Annotated in this window: 6 protein-coding genes; 1 reads left to right on the top strand and 5 read right to left on the bottom strand. The window is 50.5% G+C overall.

Going from position 1 to position 4,706, the window contains the following annotated elements; all coding sequences use genetic code 11:
* Nucleotides 1–523 precede the first annotated feature (523 nt).
* Nucleotides 524–736, bottom strand: a complete 213-nt coding sequence (locus tag BG842_RS04710; protein WP_139136015.1) for a hypothetical protein — start codon at nucleotides 734–736, stop codon at nucleotides 524–526.
* 969 nt (nucleotides 737–1,705) lie between these two features.
* Between BG842_RS04710 and BG842_RS28620 the strand changes: the two genes are divergently transcribed.
* Nucleotides 1,706–2,389, top strand: coding sequence for a hypothetical protein (locus tag BG842_RS28620; protein ID WP_139136014.1), 684 nt, complete (start codon nucleotides 1,706–1,708; stop codon nucleotides 2,387–2,389).
* A gap of 441 nt (nucleotides 2,390–2,830) precedes the next feature.
* Here BG842_RS28620 and BG842_RS31070 read toward each other — a convergent pair whose 3' ends face one another.
* The 4 genes from BG842_RS31070 to BG842_RS04690 form a co-directional block, all read right to left on the bottom strand.
* Nucleotides 2,831–3,634: a hypothetical protein gene (locus BG842_RS31070; RefSeq protein WP_254662904.1), complete on the bottom strand. Its 804-nt coding sequence runs from the start codon at nucleotides 3,632–3,634 to the stop codon at nucleotides 2,831–2,833.
* Nucleotides 3,627–4,028: a hypothetical protein gene (locus tag BG842_RS04700; protein WP_069449876.1), complete on the bottom strand. Its 402-nt coding sequence runs from the start codon at nucleotides 4,026–4,028 to the stop codon at nucleotides 3,627–3,629. The genes BG842_RS31070 and BG842_RS04700 overlap by 8 nt, the downstream gene beginning before the upstream one ends.
* Nucleotides 4,025–4,357 (bottom strand): hypothetical protein, encoded by a 333-nt coding sequence (locus BG842_RS04695; protein WP_069449875.1) that lies wholly within the window; start codon nucleotides 4,355–4,357, stop codon nucleotides 4,025–4,027. The genes BG842_RS04700 and BG842_RS04695 overlap by 4 nt, the downstream gene beginning before the upstream one ends.
* On the bottom strand, nucleotides 4,354–4,706 hold a 353-nt coding region (locus BG842_RS04690), incomplete at its 5' end, for a hypothetical protein (protein ID WP_254662903.1). The genes BG842_RS04690 and BG842_RS04695, both read right to left, overlap by 4 nt.

Below are 4,706 nucleotides of genomic sequence, written 5' to 3'. Positions count from 1 at the left end.
TCCGGTGGCGACCCGCCTATTCAGTCGCGGGTTGGTTGTGATGAGACACCCGTAGCGGTACTCATGCTGGTGGATTGGGAGTACCGACAAGTCGGGCTGATTAGAAGGTGCGTATTTCTCAGTAGGAGATTTTTTGGACAAGTAGCGCTACGAGGAAAGATTGGACGCGTATGCCCTTAACCACGCCACTACCGTCCGTGCAGTCGGTAAAGACTCCAGTCGATTTTCTCAGGTCTAGTAACGGACACTCTTCGTCCTCACGTGGTGTCAATAGCGGACATGATGCGCTGAACTAAGCAAATGCTGAATTCAAAATGGTCTTCAAGCGAGTGTTCAGACCAGTTCAAGTCTGACGACGACAGATTTCTAGGTTACCACTTCTTCCGATGAATCCCCCGGTTCTGTCGGGGGTTTGCAGATGAGAATCTCTATCCAGCCACGCCCCTGTGTAACAATCCGGATATCGTAGAATTCCCCGGTCTTCAAGCCATTCTTGACGGCTGGGACATCAATCAAATCGTTCTTAAACCGATTCTGAATCTGCCGTTTGGGGCATTCCAGAACCATTGGCATGATGTCTTCGACTAAAACTCGCCACCTTTGCCGCGATCCCACCGGTAATCATAATCTCATTCATCGAATAAATCACATTGGTTTCAAAATCCAACACGAGTTCAATATCAACTCCGTCTTTGTCGTGTACTAACTGGAACTCGACGTCCATCCAGACGTCCATGTCCGCGTTGGGGAATTCAGGTGTAACAAGTTCCAACGGAAAGTAGTATCTGATTCGATCAGCATTCCAATCGGAGGAGGGTTCTGACTTTCCGCGAAGACGCAGTTCGGCTATGTCGCTAATAACTTCTTCAACTCGGTATACACGATGGCATCAACTGTCCGATTATCCCAGCCGACCACTTGGCATTCAGTATCGTCTATCGAAACTGTAAGTCGGGGTCCCAACGGCATCCACGGCGACCCACTTTGACGGCCTTGCAACTGAAGGAATGTTGTATAATGAATAGTGAACGAGTGTTCTCCGTCGGCGGGGATTTCGTCTAATGTAAACAGAGGTGGACCGTTGAGGCGGAACTCAAAGTCCTCGAATTGAGTCTTATCGTCTTTTGATTCAATAGCCCAGCTAACTTTTACCTCTGAAAACGGCGGCGCCTCGGTCTTTGTCGTCTCAAACGTGACGACGGAAAAATATTCCTCTAGAATCTACTGGCGGGACCGGGTCGTCCGGAGCCACAATTTGTCCCCCTGTTCTGGTGTTGTTGTTTACTCGGATATTCATGATGTTCGTTTGGGGATTCGGCAACTCTCCACCCATACACCGTTCTGTACCTGTTAGTAGACCCACAAACGTGGTCAAATGTTATATACTAGTATGTAAAAAATCTGTCTTTAACACCACCTTCTATCTTACCGCATGTAATTGTAACACTTGATACAACAAATGGAGACATCGTCTATATCAACGCTGTCATACCAACTGTAGATATTCTCAGGATATATTGTTGATTAAGACACTCTTCATCCATGATCAAATTTGGCCATCCCTCTAGATACCTTTACGTCAACGGCAGTGAATTCTAGCAAGTCAATATCAGAATAAGAAAGATAAGCACCTGTAATCCATTACTTCCTTACTCTCCCTGTTTAGCAGAAATTCTAATTGCTACCAGTAACTACCATCTAATAGATGCAGAGCAGACAAACATTCATTGATATTGTTCTAGTCCTATTTATTATGGTCGCCATTTTTGCAACTACGCAATATTTATCACCCATCATTGGTTTTTCTAAAGATTCTTTGCTAACCTTCATACTTTCAGCATTTATACCTGCCGTAGCAATATTGTATTCAATCATATCTGAGTCAAGCTTTTCAAATGCCATTTTGAGGCTGGTTCTATCTGTTCCCAGGAAGATCACCAATTGGTACAAAAGTGATCAAGATGGGGATGCTGGAAGGAATACGGATACTTCTTTTCTCGGTGAGGCTGCTCCTTTACGAGAGTCAGAAAGAAACTACGAGAAAACTCAATTTAGACCTTATGATGTATTAAATCATATGGGTCACAAAGAACGTAAGAATCTTGAAGAAGATACTTGGAATCAAATATTAGATATGTGGAAGAATAGACGTCCAACTGATTATCAGACACTAAAATCAAATCTGGATTTAGATGAATATAGATTTAAGGTAGAGTTGATGACTGATGAGAACAGACGGTTACGGTTAAATGTGGTTCCAGTACTCACTAACGTACAAGATAACAACGATCGACCTGCTGAATCCAATGATATTGTTAAAGATTTTCAGATGGATTTCCACAATCGTATCGTAGATTTAGCAGTATTTCATGACGAATTCGAACCATAACAATTCTAGTTCTAAACTAAATATATTCGTGGTGAATTCGATACTGTGACGGTGCTGTTAATAGATTCAAAACGAGTCCTCTCACGCTTCCGAAAAACTGCTCCACAATCGTCTGTTGCAGGACACTCAGCCGAAATACCTGGTTGTGGCCCTTGTTGAAACCACCTACCGCTGACTCGTCAGCTCGACACGCTTCGGTACGGTCTCACTCATGCCGTCCTCGACTATCACGAGTGAACTTAGTCCATTATAACGTTGTAATAGAGGGGGATCGCGAACGCGACCCCCTCCATTTCGCAGAAATAGACGCAGAAACAGACGCACTCCACCGTAACCAACCGATTACTACCACCATATGCCACCGGCAATGCGGTGTGAATCTCGTGTGGTGGTGCCGCCCGAGTGGGGGTTCGTCGAACCCCCGTGATTACAACGCTATAATCAGCGCCCTCCGTTCCCTCCCGCGTTGGCTTCGTGTGCTCGCATCCATCCGGCTAAGTCGGGATGTGCGAACGTGATCTCGATATGATGCCCGCCAACGCCCATTGCATCGTCCACACACAGTGTCCGTGATTCCTTGTAGGTCACACCGGGGACACGCTCGGCCATCTCCTCCATCACCCGATAGCCGTCGTTCTTGTACGCACAACCGTAATGCGTCGCAACCTCTCGATAGCCCAACCGTGCAACCATCACATCGTTCGTCTTGGCGACGTTCTTCGCGTGCTCGAGCACATCGAGATACTTGTCCTCGACTTGCTGGCTCTCAGCGCGCTTCTCGCGGAAGTTGACGAGTTCGGTATTCTGTTCCGAGCGCTGCACTGTCTCGAAGAGTTGGCGACCTGCATTTGTTGCTTCCGCAGCGAGGTTTGGAGAGTCATCGTCTACACCCTCTTCAGTCTCGTAATCCCGCACGAGGTTGATTATACGCGAGACCGACGCCCGGACCCGACTGTTCTTCTCTTCAGCGTCGGTGAGATCGTCGATATCCGATTCCATGGTCTCGGTCGTCTCTTCGAGACTACTGAGCTGCTGTCGCTCTTGGGCACGCTCCTTTGCTGCCTCGGTGCGATAGTCTTCGAGTTCATTGACTCGCTGTTCGAGATTGTTGATTCGCTCGTCTTTCTCGGCGACTTCCTGTTCGAGGTCGTCGATACGGTCACTGAGCGATTGGACGTGCTTAGCGAGGTCACTGATCGAGACATTTTCGAGAGTGGACGCTCCGGACGCGGTGGTGTTACTCATCCGCCCGCACCTCCACTGGAACTCCGGTGTCCTCTGGTGTCGAGAGTCGCGGCAGGTGGGCAATGGTGGTGAGCGTGCCGATACAACGAGCAGTCGTGTCACTGGGGGTGTGGGTGTACTCGAGAACCGTCATGGCAGAATCGGACTGACTGAGGCAGTGGTAGGTGGCTTGCTGCAGTTCGTCCTGTGCAGTCGTGGTGATCGGCGGTGTTGCTAGGACGAGGTGTGGTGCACAGCGGGTCGGCGGGTTCGTCTCTTTGACCGTGAGGATCGTGCGTGGCAACTCCGTGGTCGTGATGCGAACGCGATCACCTGGCGAGAGATACTGGACGAGTGCGTCGGCATCACGAGGATTCAGCGGCTTAGGAACGATCGAGCGACGGTCGCCAGTCATGCCGGCTCACCTCCCTTCGGGCTGGTGACACACTCGATGTGCGCGCCGGTGCGCAGCCAGGCGTATCGACCGTTTGGGGTGCGACCGTAGTAGTCTAACGTTGCCTCGGTGTGTTCGATCTCGTCGTAGTAGCTGTACTGCAGGCGGTACAGGTCGTTGGAGGGTGTGGCGACGTACAGCACGTGCTCGCCGGGCTCGGGGCCACGACAGGTGAGTGTGGGCTCGTGGTGGTCACACTGATAGATGACACCCGTGAGCGTGCGCTTTTCCGTGTTGATTTGAATCGGGTCCGTACACTCCAGGGCGAGGACCGTGTCTCGGCTCGTCATTGGTCAGCCTCCCGTTTTTCGCGCAGGCGCTGACAGAGCTGGCAGGGTGCGTACTGGTCGTCTTGTGCCTCTGTGCGAGTGCAATAGGCGAGTGGGTTGTCGGTCTGCAGCGTACAGAGTGAGTGGTTGTCCGCATCGAGTTCGTGATAGGCGAAGGCGTCGCCTGCAAGCTGATCGACGATGGCGACCGTCTCATCGGCAGAATAGGGGTCACCAGCGATGCGCTGGTCGCGTTCGGCATCGGTGAGGTTGCTTGTGAACTGGGTGGTACAGTAGTGGGAGTCGGTGATTTGCACCGCGTAGGTGCCACAGTGGGACAGCGTTCGAATGTGTTCTCGATCTCCTCGGG

This window comes from Haladaptatus sp. W1, from assembly GCF_001723155.1.
GTDB classification, from domain to species: Archaea; Halobacteriota; Halobacteria; order Halobacteriales; family Haladaptataceae; genus Haladaptatus; species Haladaptatus paucihalophilus.
Note: the sequence above shows the minus strand (reverse complement) of the source record. Positions and strands in the feature narration are given on the sequence as shown.

Bases quoted from the DNA above. Each gene is read 5' to 3' on its own strand.
- BG842_RS04710 (WP_139136015.1), bottom strand. From the start codon at position 736: ATGGACGTCTGGATGGACGTCGAGTTCCAGTTAGTACACGACAAAGAC.
- BG842_RS28620 (WP_139136014.1), top strand. From the start codon at position 1,706: ATGCAGAGCAGACAAACATTCATTGATATTGTTCTAGTCCTATTTATT.
- BG842_RS31070 (WP_254662904.1), bottom strand. From the start codon at position 3,634: ATGAGTAACACCACCGCGTCCGGAGCGTCCACTCTCGAAAATGTCTCG.
- BG842_RS04700 (WP_069449876.1), bottom strand. From the start codon at position 4,028: ATGACTGGCGACCGTCGCTCGATCGTTCCTAAGCCGCTGAATCCTCGT.
- BG842_RS04695 (WP_069449875.1), bottom strand. From the start codon at position 4,357: ATGACGAGCCGAGACACGGTCCTCGCCCTGGAGTGTACGGACCCGATT.